At 68.0% G+C, this 20119-nt stretch carries 14 protein-coding genes; 6 read left to right on the top strand and 8 right to left on the bottom strand.

Annotated elements, in window-relative coordinates:
- Positions 1-13: 13 nt before the first annotated feature.
- Together ABID41_RS17940 and ABID41_RS17935 are read right to left on the bottom strand one after the other, a co-directional pair.
- Positions 14-1159 carry an epoxide hydrolase family protein gene (locus tag ABID41_RS17940; RefSeq protein WP_354298349.1) on the bottom strand — a complete coding sequence of 382 codons (1146 nt, stop codon included), beginning with the start codon at positions 1157-1159 and terminating at the stop codon, positions 14-16.
- 82 nt (positions 1160-1241) lie between these two features.
- Positions 1242-1844, bottom strand: coding sequence for a TetR/AcrR family transcriptional regulator (locus ABID41_RS17935; RefSeq protein ID WP_331932824.1), 603 nt, complete (start codon positions 1842-1844; stop codon positions 1242-1244).
- 125 nt (positions 1845-1969) lie between these two features.
- Here ABID41_RS17935 and ABID41_RS17930 point away from each other — a divergent pair, with 125 nt between their 5' ends.
- The 3 genes from ABID41_RS17930 to ABID41_RS17920 all read left to right on the top strand — a co-directional run bounded on the left by ABID41_RS17930 (position 1970) and on the right by ABID41_RS17920 (position 4810).
- A complete protein-coding gene (locus ABID41_RS17930; protein WP_354298348.1) occupies positions 1970-3358 on the top strand; it encodes a carotenoid oxygenase family protein in 1389 nt (462 codons plus the stop codon).
- A 100-nt stretch (positions 3359-3458) separates the two neighbouring features.
- The gene (locus ABID41_RS17925; RefSeq protein WP_354298347.1) at positions 3459-4439 is read left to right on the top strand and encodes an NADPH:quinone reductase; all 981 of its coding nucleotides are present in this window, start codon (positions 3459-3461) and stop codon (positions 4437-4439) included.
- Entirely contained in the window at positions 4436-4810 is a 375-nt protein-coding gene (locus ABID41_RS17920) for a nuclear transport factor 2 family protein (RefSeq protein ID WP_331932821.1), read from the top strand. Before ABID41_RS17925 ends, ABID41_RS17920 begins: the two co-directional genes overlap by 4 nt.
- 34 nt (positions 4811-4844) lie before the next feature.
- Here ABID41_RS17920 and ABID41_RS17915 read toward each other — a convergent pair whose 3' ends face one another.
- The 4 genes from ABID41_RS17915 to ABID41_RS17900 all read right to left on the bottom strand — a co-directional run bounded on the left by ABID41_RS17915 (position 4845) and on the right by ABID41_RS17900 (position 11769).
- Positions 4845-6344, bottom strand: a complete 1500-nt coding sequence (locus tag ABID41_RS17915) for a serine hydrolase domain-containing protein (protein ID WP_354298346.1) — start codon at positions 6342-6344, stop codon at positions 4845-4847.
- 226 nt (positions 6345-6570) lie between these two features.
- Positions 6571-7368, bottom strand: a complete 798-nt coding sequence (locus tag ABID41_RS17910) for a class I SAM-dependent methyltransferase (RefSeq protein WP_354298345.1) — start codon at positions 7366-7368, stop codon at positions 6571-6573.
- Between the two features lie 121 nt (positions 7369-7489).
- Positions 7490-10198, bottom strand: coding sequence for a preprotein translocase subunit SecA (secA, locus tag ABID41_RS17905; RefSeq protein WP_435530038.1), 2709 nt, complete (start codon positions 10196-10198; stop codon positions 7490-7492).
- Positions 10199-10596: 398 nt separating this feature from the next.
- Entirely contained in the window at positions 10597-11769 is a 1173-nt protein-coding gene (locus ABID41_RS17900; protein WP_331932817.1) for an acetyl-CoA C-acyltransferase, read from the bottom strand.
- A gap of 208 nt (positions 11770-11977) precedes the next feature.
- Between ABID41_RS17900 and ABID41_RS17895 the strand changes: the two genes are divergently transcribed.
- From ABID41_RS17895 to ABID41_RS17885, 3 genes are read left to right on the top strand one after another with little or no spacing between them, the layout of a single operon-like run.
- Positions 11978-12886, top strand: a complete 909-nt coding sequence (locus ABID41_RS17895; protein ID WP_354298420.1) for a peptidylprolyl isomerase — start codon at positions 11978-11980, stop codon at positions 12884-12886.
- On the top strand, positions 12883-14313 hold the full coding sequence (gene argJ, locus ABID41_RS17890; protein WP_354298343.1) for a bifunctional glutamate N-acetyltransferase/amino-acid acetyltransferase ArgJ: 1431 nt from the start codon (positions 12883-12885) through the stop codon (positions 14311-14313). Before ABID41_RS17895 ends, argJ begins: the two co-directional genes overlap by 4 nt.
- A gap of 25 nt (positions 14314-14338) precedes the next feature.
- A complete protein-coding gene (locus tag ABID41_RS17885) occupies positions 14339-16558 on the top strand; it encodes a S9 family peptidase (RefSeq protein WP_354298342.1) in 2220 nt (739 codons plus the stop codon).
- Positions 16559-16630: 72 nt separating this feature from the next.
- On the opposite strand, the gene ABID41_RS17880 is transcribed toward ABID41_RS17885, so the two are convergent.
- Both ABID41_RS17880 and ABID41_RS17875 read right to left on the bottom strand, forming a co-directional pair.
- Positions 16631-18091, bottom strand: a complete 1461-nt coding sequence (locus tag ABID41_RS17880; protein ID WP_354298341.1) for a DEAD/DEAH box helicase — start codon at positions 18089-18091, stop codon at positions 16631-16633.
- Between the two features lie 287 nt (positions 18092-18378).
- The gene (locus ABID41_RS17875) at positions 18379-19905 is read right to left on the bottom strand and encodes a M10 family metallopeptidase C-terminal domain-containing protein (RefSeq protein ID WP_331929097.1); all 1527 of its coding nucleotides are present in this window, start codon (positions 19903-19905) and stop codon (positions 18379-18381) included.
- Positions 19906-20119 lie beyond the last annotated feature (214 nt).

Genomic DNA, 20119 nt, shown 5'->3' with positions numbered 1-20119 from the left:
CCCCGCTGCGAAGCTAAGAAACCTCACGGCCCCAGGCCTGGACGTCGGCCGCGAAGAGGTCCGGCTCCTCCATGGCGGCGAAGTGGCCGCCGCGGGGCTGGTCGCTCCAGCGGACGATGTTGTAGGCGCGCTCGGCCCAGGAGCGGGGCGGGGCGGAATAGAGCGGCTCGCCCGGGAAGTTGGCGAAGGCGGTGGGCGTCTCGCAGCGCTCGCCCTCCTGGAAGACGACACCGCCTTCCTCCAGCAGGCCGCGGTAGTACCAGGCGCCGGTCGTGAAGCTGCCGCTCATCACATAGAGCATGATGTTGGTGAGCAGGCGGTCCTTGGGGTGGACGTCGTCGAGGGGCTTTGCACGCAGGTCTGACCAGTCGTGGAAGCGTTCGGCGATCCAGGCGGCCTGGCCGACGGGGTTGCCCGCGCCCAGCCAGGCCAGTGACTGGGGTTTGGAAGCCTGCAGCCGGAAATAGGCGCCCATCAGGTCCATCATCGCGCCCTGGCGGGTGATCCAGGCGATCTCGGCCTCGTCCTTGGGGCCGCCGAAGGGGCGGAAGCCGATCATGTTGAGGTGGATGGCGCGGGCGTGCTCGCCGTGGTCGTGGCCGAGCCATGAGGTGACCATCGCGCCCCAGTCGCCGCCCTGGGCAAGATAGGTCGAATAGCCCAGTTCCTGCGTCATCAGGGTGTTGAAGAGGCGGGCGGTGGTCCTCTGGCCGATCGGGCGAGCGGGCTTTGAGGAGAAGCCGAAGCCGGGAAGAGAGGGAATGACCAGGTCGAAGGCGTCCGCTGACGAACCGCCGAAGCGGCTGGGATAGGCGAGCTTCTCGATCACCCCCCAGAACTCATAGTGCGAACCCGGCCAGCCGTGAGTGAGGATCAGCGGGCGCTTGCCGCCAGCCTCGCCGACCACATGCAGGAAGTGGAGGTCGTAGTCCTCGACCCTGGCGGTGAACTGCGGGAAGCGGTTGAGGTCGGCCAAGGCCGCGCGCCAGTCGTAGCGCTCGGTCCAGTGTTCGCAGAGGGCCTTGAGGTAGGCGCCGTCGCAGCCATAGGACCATCCGTCGGGGACGTCGGGCGCCGGCGGCCAGGGATAGTCGCGCACCTGGCGCAGGACGGCCTCCACCTGATCGGCGGCCCAGACGGCTTCGAACGGCTGCGGCATGGCTGGGCCTCCCTTGTTCGGCAGGAAGGATGGCGAGCTTGCCGCTAGGGGCGTCAAGGGGGCGCTGTCGGCCGTCCTCCGTTTAGGCGCCCGGCCGCAGGCCTTTGGCGAGGGCGCCGTTCATGTGGCGGTGGAGGGTGCGGGCGGAGCCGGCGGGGATCTTGCCGGAGAGTTCGAGGACGACGGCGCCGTGGGCGGCGGCCCAGAACATGCGGCCGATCTCTTCCGGATCGCCGGCGAGGACGCCCTCGGCCACGAGAGCTTTCACGTACTCGGTCATGGTTGACCGGGCGCGGGCGCCGGCGGCGACCAGGTCGGGATAGTTCTCCTCGTGCGGCTGATTGAGGTCGAACATGGCCTTGTAGGCCTGGGGATGCTCGAAGGCGAAGTCGAGGTAGGCCTCGCCGACCGCCGCGCCGCGGGCCCGGGCGGCGCCGGAAGCCTCGGCATAGGCCCGTTCCAGGGCCTGGGCGAACCGGTTGAAGCCGTTGGTGCGGACGGCGGCCAGGATGTCCTCCTTGTCCGCGAAATAGCGGTAGGGGGTCATGGGGCTGACGCCCAGTTCGGCGGCGAGCTGGCGCATGGTGACCGCCTCCGGGCCCTTCTCGGCGAACAGCCTCTCGGCCACGTCGCACAGCCGTTCGCGGAAGTCGGCGACGTCGGACTCGGAAAGAACGCGGGGCATAGAGCGTGCTCGATGAAGAATTTGCTTGTCCTGGCCTAACTCTTACGAAATAAATTTACAACGTAAAAAGGCGTGGCCATTGAGCACATGCGAGACAGCCAGAGACCGACACAGGGAGAAGCGCCATGGACGGTGAGGTTCGCGTCAATCCGTATCTGAGCGGCAACTTCGCGCCGGTGCACAGCGAAGACGACTACGACCTGGTGGTGAAGGGCGAGATTCCCAAGGGGCTACGCGGCACGCTCTATCGCACCGGGCCGAACCCGCAGTTCGAGCCGCGGGGCGAGTATCACTGGTTCGCCGGGGACGGGATGATCCATGCCTTCCATGTGGAGGACGGCAAGGTCAGCTATCGCAATCGCTATGTCCGCACGCCCAAATGGCGGCTGGAGAACGAGGCCGGGCGCGCTCTGTTCGGGTCGTTCGGCAATCCGATGGCCACCGACCCGAGCGCCCTGGGCAAGGACAGCGGCGTGGGCAACACCAACATCGTCCACCACGCCGGCAGGCTGCTGGCGCTGGAGGAGGGGCACATGCCCTTCGAGATGAAGCCGCGGACGCTGGATTCCAAGGGCTATGTCGAAGCCTACCGGGGGCGCACGACGGCCCATCCGAAGATCGACCCGAAGACTGGGGAAATGGTCTGGTTCGGCTATGGGATCGGCGAGGCGCCGTTCGGGACGGGCATCAGCTACGGGGTCACCGACGCGGCCGGCGAGGTGGTGCGGCGCGACGATTTCCAGGCGCCCTATTCGTCGATGATCCACGACTTCCTGGTGACCGAGAACCATGCGCTGTTCCCGGTGCTGCCGCTGACTGGCAGCCTGGAGCGGGCGATGGGCGGTTTGCCGGCCTTCGCCTGGGAGCCGGACAAGGGAAGCCACGTGGCGGTGATGCGGCGCGACGCCGACGTCGCCTCCATCCGCTGGTTCAACGCTCCGCCCTGCTATGTCTTTCACCCGATGAACGCCTGGGAGGAGGACGGGAAGATTCTCGCCGACGTGTTCCGCTATGACAGCGCCCCGCTGTTCCCCAACGCCGACGGTTCGCCGGGCAGGAAGAGCGCGGCGCGGATGGTGCGCTGGACCTTCGACCTGGCGGGGAACTCCGACGCCATCAAGGAGGAGGCGATCGACGACCTGGACGGGGAGTTCCCGCGCTTCGACGAACGCTATGCGGGGCTTGCCTATCGCCACGGCTGGTACGCGGCCGATCCGACGGGCGCCAAGACCATCAAGCAGAACGCCATCGCCCACCTGGACCATGCGACGGGCAAGCGGCAGGTCTACGCCCTGAGCGGCGGGGACATGACCTCCGAGCCGGTGTTCACGCCGCGGTCGGATACGGCCGAGGAAGGCGACGGCTGGCTGACGGCGGTGGTCTGGCGGGCGGCGGAGAACCGCAGCGACTTCCTGGTGTTCGACGCGCTGGACGTGGCCAAGGGGCCGATCGGCGTCGCCGAGCTGCCGCGGCGCGTGCCGTTCGGGTTCCATGGGAACTGGGTGGCGGATTGAGGTGAGGTGCGCGCCACCTCCCCCAGGGGGAGGACCTCTAGAACCCCGCGCCGCCTTCCCATAGACCTGTCGGCCACAACAGGGATCGGGAGGAGAGGCCATGCGGGCGATCTGGTACGACCGGACGGGACCGGCGCGGGAGGTGCTGCAGCTCGGGGATCGGCCGACGCCTGAGCCGGGGCATGGGCAGGCGCTGATCCGAGTGCGGGCCTCCGGGGTCAATCCTTCGGACGCAGGGATGCGAGCCGGGCCGGGGGCGATGGCCTATCCGCGGATCACGCCCAACAGCGACGGCGCAGGCGTGGTCGAGGCGGTGGGGCCGGGCGTCGCGGCCTCGTGGGTCGGCAAGCGGGTCTGGTTCTATAACGGCCAGCGCAACGGCCGGGCGTTCGGCTCGGCGGCCGAGTACATCGAGCTGGACACCGACCTCCTGAGCGTGCTGCCGGACGACGTCTCGTTCGCAGAAGGCGCGACACTGGGCATTCCCTGCATGACCGCGCACCGCAGCCTGTTCGTGGCCGGGCCGGTGCAGGGGCGCACGGTGCTGGTGACCGGTGGGGCTGGAGCGGTGGGGCACTACGCGGTGCAGCTCGCCGCCTGGGCCGGGGCGACGGTGATCGCCACGGTGAGCTCGGAGGCGAAGGCCGAGCGGGCCTGGGCCGGCGGGGCCGATCACGTCATCGACTATCGCCGCGAGGACGTCGCCGCCCGGGTGCGCGAGTTGACCGACGGGGAGGGCGTGCACCATGTCGTGGACGTGGACTTCGGGGGCAATCTGGCCGCGACCCTGGCCAGCCTGCGGCTGAACGGGTCGATCGCCTATTACGCCACCAAGGGCGCGCGGGCGCCGGCGACGCCAGCCGGGGAGGTGATGCGGCTGAACCTTTCGATCAACGGGGTCTACCTGCCGGTATCGCCGCACGAGGCGCGGCGGCGGGCGCAGGCGGACATCACCCGTTGGATCGGGACCGGCGAGCGGATCCTGTCGGTGGCTGGCCGCTTCCCGCTGGAGGACTGCGCCGGCGCGCACGAGCTGGTCGAGGCGGGCGGCAAGGTCGGCACCGTGGTCGTCGAGCCGTGACGGCGCCCGAGGACGCCATCCGGGCGCGGCGCAAGCTGACCAACAAGCTGATCGCCGCCCATGATGCGGGGCGGCTGCGGCCGTTCTTCGATCCGCAGGCGAACCTGATCTCCGGCGAGGGCGGCCTGCTGATGGGCGCGGGCGCGATCATCGCCGCCTTCGAGGCGCAGTTCCGCGATCCGAGCTTCGTGACCTATCTGCGGACGACGCAGAACGTGACCCTGGACGCAGACGGCGGCCGTGCGGCCGAGGTCGGCGAGTGGCAGGCGACCTGGAAGGACGCGGCCTCCAGCGGGCCTTATCTGGCGGTCTGGAAGAAGGACCGCGGCCAGTGGGTGATCGAGAGCGAGACCTTCGTGACGCTAAGGTGAGGCTGTGTCGTCCCGAGCTGAGGCTTCTCGCAGCTCAGCGGTTCTCGGCGGTCAGGACGTAGCTCTGGATGGTCGGGGGACGGGTGGGGGCGAGGATGACCTGGGCTTTCAGGCGGCCATGTTGGCAGGGAAGGTAGGTCGTCCCGGACATGGCGGTGTCGGAGACGAAAGGCTCGGGCGCGCCGCAGGTCCCCAGCTTGCCTCGAAGCGCGGCGAGGTCGGCGTTGCGGTGGGCCGCGTCGCTGTCGAGCAGGACGTTCATCGCGAAGGCGTCCTTGCGGCTCATGATATCCCCGGCGGCGTAGACTGCGGCGAGGTCGCGGGCTGCGGCCTGGAGCTGGTGGCTAGCCGGCGGGACGCGGGCCGGGAAGGCGCCTGACTTCACCAGCTCCAGCGCGGCCTCGCGGACGTAGAGGCTGGCCGGGGCGTAGGTCATGTTGGCGAAGGCGAAGACGGCGATCCCTCGCTCGGGCAGGAAGAGGACGTTGGAGCCGTAGCCCGGCAGGCCGCCCGAATGGGTGAAGTGCGGGCCGAGCATGCAGTCGGCGAAGACGATCATCCCCATGCCGTAGGTGCGGGCGCGGTCGCAGGTGTCGGGACCGGAGCGGGTCACGACCATCGGGAAGTTGGAGCCCTGGACGATCTCGCGCCGGGAGCTGCGGCGCAGGATCGGATCGTCGGCGCCATCGCGCGGCGGCCAGGCGTCAAGCACCCAGGCGACGTATTTCGCATAGTCGGCGGCGCTGACAGCGAGGCCGCCCATGGCCCCGAAGGCGCCGGGGCCGAGGACCGGCTCCTCCACCCACTCCTCGTCGATCCAGTCGTAGCCGACGGCCCGGTGCTCAGCGGGAATCTTCGAGATGTCGTAGGTGGAGGCGGCCATGCCCAGGGGCGCCAGGATGTTCTGGCCGATATAGGCCGCGAAGGGCTGGCCCGAGGCGTTGGTGACGATGCGGCCAGCCACCGCGTAGCCGAAATTGGAATACTCCATGGCCATGGCCGGGGCGCGCGAGAAGGGCGGCGAAGACTTCATCAGGGCCGAAAAGTCGGCTTCGGACATAGCGAGCTGGCGGTCGCCCCAGGGATCGTCGGTGACGAAGCCGCCGGCGTGGTTCAGGAGGTCGCGGACGCGGATCCTGGGGCTGTCGCTGGTGGTATAGGATAGGCCGGCGAACTCGGGGACGATGGTTTCGACGGGGGCGTCGAGGCTGAATTTGCCCTCGTCGCGGAGCTTCAGGACCGCCAGGGCGGTGAAGTTCTTCGACATCGAGGCGATGCGGAACACCGTGTCGGGCGTGACCGGGCGACCGCTGGCGGTGTCCTGAACGCCGGACGCCCTCACATAGGCGAGCTTGCCGTCGGCGACGACGCCGAAGACCAGGCCGGGGGTGTGCCGCTCGGCGGCGAAGCGCGCGAAGATCGGGTCGAGACGGGAGAAGGCCTTGGCCTGCTCAGCGGCCTGGGCGTCGGCGCTCTGGGCGTGCGCAGGAGCGCTCAGGGCCATGGCCAGCAGCGCGGCCAGTACGATGCGCATGATGATCAGCTCCCCTCGTCAGGAGGGCAGGATTGTCGCTTGGAGCGGGGGAGTCAAAGTCGAGGTTGTCGTCCCAGTTTCGGCCGTATGGCGAAGACTGGGATCCATGAACGCCGGATTGTTCAGGAGTGGCCATGCGGCGCCACCTTCGTCCAGCGCGGCGCGAATGGGTCCCGGTCTGCTTCGCAAACCGGGATGACACCTGAAGGAGGGGGGCGGGGCGGAGCTAGTTGAAGAACTTGGAGAGCAGGCCGCGCTTGGTGGCGGCGGGGGCCGGCGGGGTGTCGCCGGCGAGGTCTGGGAGGCCGGTCTTCCGGGAGACCAAGACCTCGATGTACTCGGCCTGGATGCCGCGGCTCAGGTCCTCGATGGTCCAGATGGTGGTGGAGAGGCCGCTGGCGGCGTCCCAGTAGGCGGCGATGTCATAGCCCCAGTCGATGGTGACCAGCGAGCCGTTCGGGTCCATCGGGTTGCCGTGATAGACCGGCTCCAGCAGGTTTTCGACCGTCCCGTCGGGGCGGCGGGCCGCGCGGCGGACCGAGGGCTTGTCCTTGTTGACGATCGGCACCGTGCAGATGTGCAGCCCGCCCGGCTTCAGGGTGCGGGCGATCTCCTTCATGGCCAGGTCGGGGGCGAAGACGTGCTCCATGACGTCCTGGGTGACGACCAGGTCGAAACTGGCGTCGTCGAAGGTCTGCCGCTCGAGGTCCTCGGCGCGATAGCCGAGCTGGGGATGGACGTTCCCCCAGCCGAGCTTCGGATCGAACTGGCTGGGGAGATAGCCGGGCGCCTGGTCCTGCAGCCGCCGGCTGGCGGCGGTGCCGGGCGAGGACTCATGGATGGCGAGGTCGCGCCAGTCGGGGCGCAGGGTCGAGAGGACCGAGAACAGCGCCCGCTCGCGGGGCTGCGAGCCGCAGCCGGCGCAGAGGAAGTGGTCCCTCAGCCAGGGATCCTCGGCGACGAACGTCGCCGAGGCTTCGCAAACGGGGCAGTGACCTTCGACTTCGAGGCGGTACTGTCCCATCAGGCCTTCCCCTAAGGCGCGATCCGATCAGACGGAATCGCCTGATCGGATCGCGTTTTAGATTCAAATATTTGAGCGCGTTCTAATCGCAAAGCCGGTTCCCACCTTTGCGGAACGCGCTCTAGACCAGCGCGCCGTGGCAGTGCTTGAACTTCTTGCCCGAGCCGCAGGGGCAGGCCTGGTTGCGCCCGGTGTGCTCCCAGCCGTCCGGAAGGGCGGTGATCGGGAGCGCCTCGCGCTGTTCGGCCGAGAGCCCTTCGGGAAGCATGCCCATCTGCGCGGCGTTCTCGCCGGTGAGCGGGTCCATGTGGACCTCGGTCAGGCCGGCCAGCGGCGAGACCGGCTCCGGCTCGGTGAAGGCGAACTCCACCGTCATCAGCCAGCGGGTCACGTTCTGGCGCAGGTCGACCAGCAGCTTTTCGAAGAGCGAGAAGGCCTCGGTCTTGTACTCGTTCAGCGGGTCGCGCTGGCCATAGCCGCGCAGGCCGATGACGTTGCGCAGATGATCCAGGTGCATGAGGTGCTCGCGCCACTGCAGATCGATCATCTGCAGCAGGAAGCTCTTCTCGATGTTGCGCATCTGCTCGGGGCTGATCAACTGCTCGCGCTCGGCGGCGCGGACGTCGGCCGCCTTCATGAGGCGGTCTTGGATCTCCTCGTTGGCGATGCCTTCCTCGGCCGCCCATTGGGCCAGCGGCAGTTCGAGGCCCAGGAGTTCCTGCACGCGCTCGGTCAGGCCCTCGATGTCCCACTGCTCGGCGTAGGCTTTGGGCGGCAGGTGCCGTTCGACCAGGTCCTCGACGGTGTCGTGGCGCATCTCGGCGATGATGTCCGAGAGGTCGGTGGCGGTCATGAACTCGGCGCGCTGCTCGAAGACGGCCTTGCGCTGGTCGTTCACGACGTCGTCGTACTTCAGCAGGTTCTTGCGGATCTCATAGTTGCGCTGCTCGACCCGCTTCTGCGCCTTCTCGATGGCGGCGTTCAGCCACTTGTGGGTGATCGCCTCGCCTTCCTGGACACCGAAGGTGCGCATGATCGCGTCCAGGCGCTCGCCGGCGAAGATGCGCAGCAGGTCGTCCTCGCAGGAGAGGAAGAACTTGGAGTGGCCAGGGTCGCCCTGGCGGCCGGTCCGGCCGCGGAGCTGGTTGTCGATACGGCGGCTTTCATGGCGCTCGGTGCCGAGCACGTAGAGGCCGCCGGCCGCCAGGGCCTGTTCCTTCAGCGCCTTGGTGTCGGCCTCGATGCGGGCGCGCTCCTCGGCGGCGGCCTCGGGGGTGACCTCGATGCCCAGGCCCTTCTGCTCCTCGCGCCACTTGAGCACGCGGATGTCGATGTTGCCGCCGAGCTGGATGTCGGTGCCGCGGCCGGCCATGTTGGTGGCGATGGTCACCGCGCCGGGCACGCCGGCGTCGGCCACGATCATGGCTTCCTGCTCGTGATAGCGGGCGTTCAGCACGTTGTGCGGGATGCCGGTCTGCTTCTTCCCATTTACCTCGAACTTGTGAGCCTTCAGCAGTTCGGAAAGCTGCTCCGACTTCTCGATGGAGACCGTGCCCACCAGGATCGGCTGGCCGCGGACGTAGCAGTCCTCGATCTGCTTGATGATCGAGGCGTTCTTCTCGCGCTCGGTCCGATAGACCTCGTCGTCCTCGTCGATCCGGGCGACGGGGCGGTTGGTCGGGATCTCGGCCACGTCCATCTTGTAGATGTCGCCGAACTCCTGCGCCTCGGTGGCCGCCGTGCCGGTCATGCCCGACAGCTTGGTGTAGAGGCGGAAGTAGTTCTGGATGGTGACCGAGGCCAGGGTCTGGTTCTCGGGCTGGATGTTGGCGCTTTCCTTGGCCTCGATGGCCTGGTGCAGTCCTTCGGACAGGCGGCGGCCGTGCATCATGCGGCCGGTGAACTCGTCGATCAGCACCACTTCGCCGTCGCGGACGATGTAGTCCTTCTCGCGCGTGTAGAGGATGTTCGCGCGCAGCGCCTGGTTGACGTGGTGGACGATGGAGACGTTCGCCGCGTCGTAGAGGCCGGTGGAGTCCTCTTCCAGATGGCCGCCGGCGGCCAGCATCTCCTCGACCTTCTCGGAGCCTTCCTCGGTCAGGATGACCTGGCGCTGCTTCTCGTCGTGGTCATAGGTGGAGGGATCCTTGATCAGCTCTTTGATGACCAGGTCGATGGTCTTGTAGAGCTCGCTGCGGTCCTCGGTGGGGCCGGAGATGATCAGCGGGGTGCGGGCTTCGTCGATCAGGATGGAGTCGACTTCGTCGACGATGACGAAGTTGTGGCCGCGCTGGACCATCTCGGACGCGTCGTAGACGAGGTTGTCGCGGAGGTAGTCGAAGCCGAACTCGTTGTTCGTGCCGTAGGTGATGTCGGCCTGGTAGGCGGCCTGGCGCTGTCCCTGGCTGAGGCCGTGGACGATGACGCCGCTGGTCAGGCCGAGGAAGCCGTAGACCTGGGCCATCCAGTCGCCGTGGAGTTGGGCCAGGTAGTCGTTGACGGTGATGACGTGGACGCCCTTGCCCGACAGCGCGTTGAGATAGGTCGGGGCGGTGGCGACCAGGGTCTTGCCTTCACCGGTCCGCATCTCGGCGATGCCGCCGTTGTGAAGGACGATGCCGCCAATGAGCTGCACGTCGAAGTGACGCTGGCCGAGCACCCGGCGCGAGGCCTCGCGCACCACGGCGAAGGCTTCCTCGAGGATCTGGTCGAGGGTCTCGCCGCGGGCGAGCCGGTCCTTGAACTCCTGGGTCTTGGCGCGGAGTTCGTCGTCCGACAGCGCCTGCATCTGCGGCTCTAGCGCGTTGATCTTGGCGACCCGCGCGTTCATGCCTTTGACCTTGCGGTCGTTGGAAGAGCCGAAGAAGCGTTGGAAGATGCTCAAGGGAAACCGTTCCGGATTTGCGGGGATGGCCCGGCGGCGGCGTTCGTAAGCCCTCCGCCTGCCCGAAAATTCCGCTCTTTTCAGGGCGCGGGAGACTTAAGCAGCGCCCATGCCAGTGTCAACGCGAGGGTGGAGTCTCACGACAAGAGTGACGCAGATCCGGTCGCAGAGCGAGTACGCGCTTTCTTGCCAATTTTTGCCATCGGCGCGGGGTGGGCGCATGGGCGCCATGAACATCTGGCCCGACCGACGGCCCGGCCATGACGAATGGAAGGAAGCGCCAGAAAAAGAAAAGGCCCTCCCGCGAGGGAGGGCCGATCCTTGGCGCTCAATCGAAATCGAATTTAGAAGATTTCGATCAGGCCGGCGGCGCCCATGCCACCGCCGATGCACATGGTCACAACGCCCCACTTGGCGCCGCGGCGCTTGCCTTCCTGCAGGATGTGGCCGGTCAGGCGGGCGCCGGTCATGCCGTAGGGGTGGCCGATGGCGATGGAGCCGCCGTTGACGTTGTACTTGGCCGGGTCGATGTGGAGCTGGTCGCGCGAGTAGACGCACTGCGAAGCGAAGGCTTCGTTCAGTTCCCACAGGTCGATGTCGTCGATCTTCAGGCCGTGACGTTCCAGCAGGCGCGGAACGGCGAAGACCGGGCCGATGCCCATTTCGTCAGGGGCGCAACCGGCGACGGCCCAGCCGCGGAAGGCGCCGAGCGGCTCGATGCCGGCCTTGGCGGCGGCCTTGGCTTCCATCAGCACCACGGCGGCGGCGCCGTCGGAGAGCTGGCTGGCGTTGCCGGCGGTGATGAACTTGCCTTCGCCGCGGACCGGCTGGAGCTTGGCGAGGCCTTCAAGGGTGGTGTCCGGACGGTTGCATTCGTCGCGATCGACCACGTAGTCGACGATGCTCTCTTCCTTGGTTTCCTTGTTCACGACCTTCATCTTGGTCGCGAGCGGGACGATTTCGTCCTTGAACAGGCCGGCTTGCTGAGCGGCGGCCATGCGGCGCTGGGATTCCAGGCTGTACTCGTCCTGGGATTCACGGCTGACCTTGTAGCGTTCGGCGACGATGTCGGCGGTGTCGATCATCGGCATGTGGATCGCCGGGTATTGCTTGGTCAGGTTCGGGTCGTTGTTTTCACGGCTGCCGCCGCCGCCCGGGAACGAGAGCGACTCGACGCCCGCGCCGACCGCGATCTCGGCGCCGTCATTGCGGATGTAGTTGGCCATGGCCGCGATGGTTTGCAGGCCCGAGGAGCAGAAGCGGTTGACGGTCACGCCGGAGGTGGTGATCGGCAGGCCGGCGAGCAGGGCGGCCTGGCGGCCCAGGTTGCCCGAACCGTGGGCGACGTTGCCGAGACCGACGTCTTCGACGGTGGCCTTGTCGATCCCCGCGCGCTCAACCGCGTGCTTGATGGCGTGAGCGGCCATGGTGACCGTCGGGGTCATGTTGAACCCGCCGCGCTGGGACTTCGCCAGGCCCGTACGAGCGTAGGAGACGATTACGGCTTCCCGCGTCATGAAATGATTCCTCCAAAAAATGAGAGCGCCAAGGCGGTTATCCGTCCGTCGCGGCGTTTGAGCGGGCGCGACCTTTGCATCCCTGCGCCGAGTTGGCTAGGGACGGACAGCGCCGGTGGGCGCTTTTCGCATTCGAGGTGCGTCGCCGATGACGAGCTCAATCTTACGCCGCGTCCCCAACGCCCTGGCGCTGCTGGCCATACTCAGCATGGCGGCGGTGACGCTGAGCGCCTGCGGCGAGCGCGGCGCGAGCGAGGGCGCGCCGGCGCCGGGCGACACTGCGGTGGCCAAGGTCGACGGCAAGACGGTCTGGGCCTCGGACGTCAAGCGCGAGGCCGTGGCGCAGGGCCTGATCGGCGAGGGCGAGCCGCTCGACGTTTCCTCGGACCTCTTCCGCCGGGTGCTGGACGAGGTGGTGGACCAGAAGCTGCTGGCCGCCGAGGCGGTCAAGCGCAAGCTGGATAAGGACCCCGCGGCCCAAAAGCGGTTGGCCGCGGCGCGCGAGCGCATCCTGGGCGACATGCTGGTGGAGAACGTCGTCTCCGACGCGGTCAACGACAACGCCATCCGGGCGCTCTACCAGGAGCAGCTCAAGCTGGCCAAGCAGTCGGAAGAGATCCGCGCCCGCCAGATCGTCGTGGCCACCGAGGCCGAGGCCCAGGCGGTGCAGAAGCTGCTGGCGACCGGCGCCTCGTTCGAGGCCCTGGCGATGGAGCGCTCCACCGACACGGCGACGCGGTTCAACGGCGGCGACCTCGGCTATTTCACGGCCGACGTCATGCCCGAGGCCTATACGAACAACCTGAAGACGGCCAAGGTCGGCGACATCGTGGGGCCCTTCGCCATCGACGGCGGCTGGGCGATCCTCAAGGTCGAGGACAAGCGGCTGGAACAGCCCATCACCTTCGAGGCGGCGCGGCCGCAGATTGTACGCTTCCTGACTTATGACCAGGTGCGAGACCTGCTGGAGAAGCTCCGAAGTCGGGCAAAGGTCGAAAACCTGATCGGTCAGCCCCAGGACGTTCCTGGGCGACCCAAGGAACCGGCCGACGCCCCTCCGCCCGCCAAGGCCGCGACCGCGGTCATCTCTGCTCCAGCCAAGGCCGCTACGCCATGAGCCGCAAACCCGCCGCCCCGAAGAAGTCCCCCGCCGGCAAGGCGCTGGAAGCCGCCGCCAAGCCGGTGGAGGCGCTGGAACGCGCCCTCGACCCGCTGGCCACCGCCCTGAAGCGCGCGACCACCAAGAAGACCGAGCCGCAGCCGAAGAAGGCGGCGGCCGAGGCGGCCGCGCCGAAGCCGGCGAAGAACGCCATGCCGGTCTCGCCGCTGGCCGTGCCGTTCCCCAAGATCCCGCCGATCGCCGGCGTGCAGCTCGCGACGGGCCGTGCCGGCTTCTACAAGCAGGACCGCGAGGACCTGATGGTCATGCGCTTCGCGCGCGGGACCTCCGGTGCCGGGGTCTTCACCCGCCACGGGATCGGTTCGGCGCCGGTGGACTGGTGCCGCAAACACCTCGAAATGACCAAGGGCGCGGACGTTCGGGCTCTGGTGGTCAACGCCGGCTGCGCCAACGCCTTCACCGGCAAGCCCGGCGCGGACGCCGTGCGCCGGGTGGCTTCGGCGGTGGCCAAGCGCTTCGACTGCCGCCAGCGCGATGTGATGGTGGCCTCGACCGGCGTGATCGGCGTGCTGCTGGACGACACGAAGATCGCCCAGCGCCTGCCCGACGTGGAAACCCGGCTGACCGACGACGGCTGGGCCGGCGCGGCCCAGGCGATCATGACCACCGACACCTTTCCCAAGGGCGCCTACGCCGAGGCGGTGATCGACGGGGAGAAGGTGCGGATCGCCGGCATCTGCAAGGGCTCGGGCATGATCGCGCCGGACATGGCGACCATGCTGGCCTTCGTGGCGACCGACGCGGCGATCTCGCCGACCGCGCTGCAAACCCTGGCCAATCTCTATACCCGCAACACCTTCAACGCGATCACCGTGGACGGGGACCGCTCGACCAACGACACCCTGCTGCTGTTCGCGACCGGCCAGTCGGGCGCGCCGAACATCACCCGCGCTGGCGACCGCCGGCTGGCCGACTTCCGCGAGAAGCTGGAGGCGGTGCTGCAGGACCTGGCGCTTCAGCTCGTGCGGGACGGCGAGGGGGCCGGCAAGTTCGTGAAGGTGACGGTGACCGGCGCCGAGAGCTCGGCCTCGGCCCGCAAGATCGCCCGGACCATCTGCGAAAGCCCGCTGGTGAAGACCGCCTTCGCCGGCGAGGACGCCAACTGGGGCCGCATCGTCATGGCCGTGGGCCGCGCCGACGAGCCGATCGACCGTGACCGGGTGAGCGTGAAGTTCGGGCCGCTGGTCGCCGCCCAGGACGGCCTGATCGCGCCGACCTACGACGAGGCGAAGATGAGCGCCTACATGAAGAACCAGGAGCTGGAGGTCTCGGTGGACGTCGGCGTCGGCCGCGCCTCGGCGACCATGTGGACGTGCGACCTCACGAAACAGTACGTGGCGATCAACGGGGACTACAGGTCCTGACCACCGGGACCTTTGGGGGCGTTCGATGAAGCTGGCGGTGGGGCTGATGGTGGCCTGCATGACCTTTGGCGCGGCGCACGCCGAGAAACTGACCCCCGAGCGGGTGTTCGCCGATCCTGACCTGTCGGGGCCGCTGGCGCGGGGCGTGAAAGTCTCGCCCGATGGGGCAGCGGTCACCTATCTGCGGGCCAAGGCCGACGACCAGCGGATGACCGACCTCTGGATCGCCGACGTGAAGGGCGGCGCGCCTCGGCTGCTGATCGACGCCGCCAGCCTGGCGCCGCAGGAAAAGGAGCTGTCCGAGGCCGAGAAGAGCCGACGCGAGCGCCAGGGCGTCCAGACCCGCGGGGTGGTGGACTACGCCTGGGACGAGCAGGGGCGCTTCATCCTGGTCCCGGTGGAGGGCGACCTCTTCCTCTATCGCCTGGCCGGCGGGAAGGTGACGCAGCTCACCGCCACGGCTTCGGACGAGATCGACGCCAAGGTCTCGCCCAAGGGAAGCTTCGTCTCCTTCGTGCGGGACGACAATCTGTTCGTGGTCCCCTCCGGCGGCGGGGCGGAGCGCGCCCTGACCACCGGCGGCGAGGAGCTGAAGAGCTGGGCGACCGCCGAGTTCATCGCCCAGGAGGAGATGAGCCGCCCCACCGGCTACTGGTGGTCTCCGGACGAGAGCAAGATCGCCCTGACCTTCGTCGACCAGACCGGCGTGGACGTGGTCGAGCGGCTGGACGTCAATGCGGCGGGCGCGGCCATCGTGCGCCAGCGCTATCCGCGGGTCGGCCGCCCCAATGCGGTGGTCGAACTCCATGTGGCCGACGTCGCCACCGGAGCGCGGACCAAGGTCGACCTGGGGCCGGAGAAGGACATCTACCTGGCCCGCGTGGACTGGGCCAAGGACGGCAAGACGCTCTACGTCCAGCGCGAGCGCCGCGATCAACGTCGGCTGGACCTGCTGGCGGTGGACCCCGCGACGGGGGCTTCGAAGGTGATCCTCACCGAGGAGACGCCGCACTGGATCGAGCTGACCGACGACTTCAAGCCGCTGAAGGACGGGACCTTCCTGTGGTCCTCGGAGCGGTCGGGGAACCGGCACCTCTATCACTATGAGGGCGATGGCCGCCTGATCGCCCAAGTGACCTCCGGCGACTGGCCAGTGGACGCGGTCGAAGGCGTGGACGAGGCCCGCGGCGTGGTGATCTTCGGGGCCAGCAAGGATGCGCCGGTCGAGCGGCGAATCTACGAGGTGTCCTACAAGGCGCCGGCCGAGCCCAAGGCCCTGACCTCGGGCGGCGGCTGGTGGACGGCCTCGGTGGCCAAGTCCGGCAAGGCCTTCGCCGCCACCTACCAGGATCCCAGGACCCCGCCGCAGACCGGCTTCTACAAGGCCGACGGCTCGCGGGTGCGCTGGATCGAGGAAAACAGGCTGGCCGAGGGCCATCCCTACTGGCCCTATGTCTCGCGGCTGCGCGAGCCGCAGTTCGGGACCATCAAGGCGAGCGACGGCCAGGACCTGTGGTGGACGCTGGTGACGCCCCCAGGCTTCGATCCGGCCAAGCGCTATCCGGTGATCGTGCAGGTCTATGGCGGGCCGGCCAGCTCCATGGTCGACAAGGTCTGGATGAAGCCGGAGGATCAGCTTTTCCTCGAGGCCGGTTTCATCCTGTTTTCGATCGACAACCGCGGCACGCCGAACCGTTCGGTGGCGTTCAAGACGGCTATCGACCGGCGCATGGGCGTGCTGGAGGTCGAGGACCAGTTGGCGGGCGTCGGCTATCTGAAGTCGCTTCCCTACGTGGACCCCGCCCGGATCGGCATCACCGGCTGGTCCAACGGCGGCTACATGACGCTGATGACCCTGACCGCGCCGAACTCGCCCTACGCGGCTGGGGTGGCCGGGGCGCCGGTGGTGGACTGGTCGCTCTACGACACCCACTACACCGAGCGGTTCATGGGCACGACGGCGGACAACGCCGACGGCTACGCGGCCGCAGAGGTGACCGCGCGGCTGGGGCGGCTGAAGCCCGACACCCTGATGATCATCCACGGCATGGCCGACGACAACGTCACCTTCGACAATGCGACCAAGGCCATGGCGGTGCTGCAGGCCAAGGCCATTCCGTTCGAGATGATGACCTATCCGGGCCTGCGCCACCGCGCCGGCTGGACCCAGTCCCACCGGCTGCACCGGGCGATCACCACGCTGGACTTCTTCAAGCGCAAGCTGAACCCCGAGCCGGCGGGCTGAGGGGACCGCCTGACGGCGGCCCCTCCGTCTCGCCTTCCGGCGATCCATCTTTTCCAGTGGCGGGCTGAGGGCTTAGTCCAGCGGGCTCCAGCGCTTTTCGGCGGGCTTGCCGGCGCCGCGCTTGGGACCCTTGAACTGCGACTGGTCGATCGGCGTGGTCGAGGCGCGTTCGCCGTGCTTGCGCTGGCCGCCGGCGCGATGGTCGGCGTGGCGCTTGGGCTGGCCCTGGCGCTGCTCTCCGCCGCCCTGACCTTGGGCCTGGGGCTTGCGGCGGCGCTGCTTGCGCAGGCCCGGCGGCAGCTCGCTGCGGCCTTCGGGACGGCGGTCGCCGCGGTCGTGGCGTTCGGCCTTTTCGGTCGCGAGCTCGGGCATGGCCTTGGTCATCACGCCCAGGCCGCGGTCGTTGCGGCGGTCGAAGGCGGGGATGGTCTGGCGGGTGACCTTCTGGATGTCCTTCAGCAGGCCACGCTCGTCGTCGGCGCAGAAGGCCACGGCCGAGCCGTCGGCGCCGGCGCGGGCCGTGCGGCCGATGCGGTGGACATAGGCCTCCGGCACGTTCGGCAGTTCGTACTGGACGACGTGGCTGACCGCGTCGATGTCGATGCCGCGCGCGGCGATGTCGGTGGCCACCAGGGCGCGGACGTCGCCGGCCTTGAAGGCCGCCAGGGCGCGCTCGCGCTGGCCCTGGCTCTTGTCGCCGTGGATGGCCGCGGCGTTGACCCCGGCCGCTTCCAGCGACTTGGCGACCCGGTCGGCGCCGCGCTTGGTGCGGGTGAAGACGATGACGCGCTTGAAGTCCTTCTCGGCGAAGAGCTCGCAGAGCAGGGCGCGCTTGCGGGTGGCCTCGACGAAGATCACCTGCTGCTTGATGCGCTCGACGGTGGTCGCCTGCGGGGTGACCGAGACCTTGGTCGGGTTGGGGCGCAGCAGCTCGCCGGCCAGCTTCTCGATCTCGCCGGGCATGGTGGCCGAGAAGAACAGGTTCTGGCGCAGGCGTGGCAGGTGCTTCACGATCTGCCGGATCGGCACGATGAAGCCCATGTCGAGCATCTGGTCGGCCTCGTCGAGGACGAACATCTCGACGCCCTGAAGGGTGATGGTCTTTTCCTGCAGGTGGTCGAGCAGGCGGCCGGGCGTGGCCACCAGCACATCGACGCCGGGGGCCATGGCGCGCATCTGGCCGCCGTACTTCACGCCGCCGAAGATGATGGCGACCGAGACGCCCATGTGCTTGCCGTAAGCCTTGAAGCTCTCGGCGATCTGGGTGGCGAGCTCGCGGGTCGGCGAGAGCACCAGCACCCGGCAGCCGCGGCGCGGCGCGGCCTTACGGTCGGCGGCCAGGCGGTGGAGGATGGGCAGGGCGAAGGCGGCGGTCTTGCCGGTGCCCGTCTGGGCGATGCCGAGCAGGTCCTTGCCGGCCATGACGCCGGGGATGGCCTGGGCCTGGATCGGCGTCGGCTTTTCGTAGCCCTCGTCGGAGAGGGCCTTGAGCAGCGCCTTGTCGAGGCCGAGGTCGGTGAATTTCGTGGTCAAACCTAAAACTTTCACGATGCGCCGAAGGCGGCCGCTCGCAGCATGCGAGGGTCGCGGTGACGCGGTTCATTTGTGGAAAGCCCCCGCGTGGCGGGGCGATCGATGCGATCTTTTCAGGGCGCTCTACAACTGGATCCGGGAAACGGAACCATCACGCGGTTGGAGCGCCGATAGCGCCACGATGCTGCAGCGCAACAGGAAAATGGCGGCTCAGAGGCCGAAAGTCAAGTGCGGTAAGGGTTTGCGCCGATAGCGGGAGCGGCGCTGGCCGCTCCCGCACGCGCCGCCTAGGCGAACAGGAAGTCTTCGGCCGTGAGATCGGCGACCGCTACTCCGGTCAGGACGACCTTGCCGGAGCCGAGGGTGAGGACCGCATCGCTGTTCTCGTCCTCGGACAGCAGCGGCTGCACATCGGCGAAGCTGGCGAGGCCGGCGATCCCGGAGAGGTCGATGATGTCGCCCGCGGCGAAGTCGGTGACGGTGTCGTTCCCGGCGTCGGCCGCGAAGACCAGGTGGTCCGCGCCCTCGCCGCCGGTGAGCTGGTTGTCGGCGTCGTTGCCGACGATGGTGTCGTCGCCGGAGCCGCCGATGGCGTTCTCGATCACCGCGCCATAGGCGATGGAGATGTTGTCGTGCATCAGCGGGTCGGTGGCGCCGACGATCTCACGCCAGCTCAGGCCGCCGTTAATGCCCTCGACGCCGTTGTTGTAGACCTCGTAGAGCTGCTCGCTGCGGGCCGGGAGGCCGGCCGCGGCGTTGTTGGCGTTGATCTCCTCGAGCGACAGGAACTGCTCGACGCCGCCGGCGCTGCTGAACGATCCCGGGTTGAGGTCGATATAGGACGGGGTCGAGTAGCCGGAGAGGTCCAGGGTGTCGACGCCGCCCGCATCCCAGATGGTGAACACCGGGGCGAGCTGGTTGGGCCCAAGCTGGAAGGCCGTGCGGTCGGCCAGGTCGTCGGTCCAGTTGAAGCCATAGGTGGTGTCGCCGGTGCGGGTGGTGGTGTCGACGCCGTAGAGTCCCTGGATCGCGGCGACGTCGTGCACCAGAGGCGTCGTCGAATAGACGTAGCGCATCAGCCCCCAGTCGATGTGCCTGGCGCCCGTTTCATAGGAGTCCCAGTAGGACATGACCGTGTACTGGCGGGAGTCCTGATAGTAGTCGGCCAGGGCGTAGCTCAGCTCGATGTCGTCGCTGGCGTTATAGTCGCCGGGGTGGGAGAGGCCCAGGGCGTGACCGGTCTCGTGGACCAGGGTCTGCATCCCATAGAAGCCGTCTTCTAGCTGGATGTCGCTGACCGGGCCGGGATTGATCCAGACGTCGCCCTCGATGTGCTGGTACTTCGCGCCATAGAACTTGTCGTGCGGCAGGTAGGCCCAGGCCTGGGCCGGGCCGGTCGTGGTGGTGGCGTAGGAAATGTCCCAATTTCCGTGGCCGGTGGCGCGCTCCTCGAAGCCGATGGGGATCAGGTCGTCCCAATAGGCCAGGGCCTCACGGGTGGCCTCCTGCTGGGCCTCGCTCATCGGCGCGTAGCCGTAGGTCTCGGCCGCCTCGTGAGGATTGTTGTAGATGCCCGTGGTGGTCGGCCCGTCATAGAAGCCGTAGGTCAGGTTTCCGTCGCTGAGGGCCTTTTCGCTCCACTCGAACCCGGTGCGGTTCAAGTGCTCGGCGATCTGCTCCGGAGTCCAGATCGGCAGGTCTCGCAGTTCTCCGCCGGCCAGCGGGTCGGCCGAAGCGTCGTAGCGGATTTCCGGATCGGCGGGCAGCCCGCTTTCCAGCGTTATCGCCTCCCTAGGCGTCACTTCTTTTGTCATTTTCTGTCCTGATTGGAGTATTCAGGCAAAGCTTGACTGTAGCGGCCTTACGCGTTCTCCCCAACTGGCCATGATACAGCCACGCGTCCCACCTGAGATTTGGCGATCAGCGCATAGATACTTTTTGTCGGCAAGATGGTTCTGCGTGTCCGCCTGATCGGGAGGCCAATCTTGCCCGGTTGTTTACGATGTTGCGGCGATCGTTTCATGGCGG

It is taken from the genome of Phenylobacterium koreense (assembly GCF_040545335.1).
GTDB lineage: Bacteria > Pseudomonadota > Alphaproteobacteria > Caulobacterales > Caulobacteraceae > Phenylobacterium > Phenylobacterium koreense.
Note: the sequence above shows the minus strand (reverse complement) of the source record. Positions and strands in the feature narration are given on the sequence as shown.